Origin of the sequence: Microcoleus sp. Pol12A5 (assembly GCF_036701435.1) — a bacterium.
In the GTDB taxonomy this organism is placed as follows: domain Bacteria; phylum Cyanobacteriota; class Cyanobacteriia; order Cyanobacteriales; family Microcoleaceae; genus Microcoleus.
In genome coordinates, this window is the sequence record NZ_JAUBQU010000312.1 from 1 (window position 1) to 1147 (window position 1147).

Sequence of the window (1147 nt, forward strand, 5' to 3'; positions counted from 1 at the left end):
AAGAACAAAGATTCATGAGGAATAAAGGTAATTCGCGACGCTGGATCTTGAGGTAGAAGGTCAGCAATTGGTTCGATCAGTAGTTGATAAAGCTCTTGCAATGACGGGTTTAAAAATCGTTGCTCGACAATAGGCCGGGTTTGGGTCGGATCTGTAGCTGGTTGGGAGCGCTGCTTGTTTCGCAGGCAACTGGGAATGAAGCAACGACCTTGAGTAATCAAGGCTTGTAATGAAGTTTTTTCCTCAACCAAACCTTTCAAACTGATGCGACGAAAGTCTATTTTTCCAGTCGGCTGCATTACCCAGATATAAAGTTCTGAATCTTGCAGCTTTCTTTGACCATCAGCTTCTACGACTTCTTTGATAATCGAGTAAGAAACTAAAGTGGAATTTTGTTGTTGAGCGATTTGCTGAATTTCCTGGATGTTGAGCGGTTTTATTTGACTTTCCGATGACTTTAGGGTAGCCCGTGCTGACTGGGAAGAAAAACGGTTGGTCAATAATCTCACAAAAGCTTGCGCCCGACCCCGTTCTGTTATTTCTAGCGCTTTATTATGCTGATTTTGATTCGCAAGCACTTCTTGCAACGTACTATAACTTGTTTCTTGGGTTTCAAAAATTGAAACTAAATTGAGGTCGTTATTTTCTAAATTTGACCGCAGAGATTCCCAAATTTCAATGGCTGAAAATAAAGCTTTGATAGCTTCTGCTGGTTGCTTTGCTTTGTATAAAGCGTCACCTAAATTTGTGAGCGCGCGACCTTCTGCGTGGCGATCGCTCAGTTCTCTGGCAATGGCTAAACTTTGTTGGTGAGACTCAATCGCTTGACGATAATTTTTGACAGCATAGTAAGCAATTCCTAAATTCTCTAGAGCACGACCTTGAACGAAGCGATCGCCCAGTGCTGAGGCGATCGCTAAACTTTGTTTCTGATCATCAATTGCTTTGACATAATCGGTTAGGGAATAGTGTACTAATCCCAAATTGCTCAAAGCAAGAGCTTCGCCTCGGCGATCGCGCTGCTGTTTAGCGATCGCTAAACTTTGCTCTTGATATTCAACTGCCTTTTTATACTCTTTTTGGGCATAGTAAACTAATCCCAAATTTCTCAGAACACTCGCCTCTAAATCAGCCGATTTTAGGGAAT

The 1147-nt window shown here is 42.2% G+C and carries 1 protein-coding gene; it reads right to left on the bottom strand.

Annotated features, from left to right (window positions below; genetic code table 11):
- Window positions 1-1147 (bottom strand): tetratricopeptide repeat protein (locus QUA45_RS28940; RefSeq protein WP_333223397.1); only part of this gene is annotated, 1147 nt, incomplete at both ends.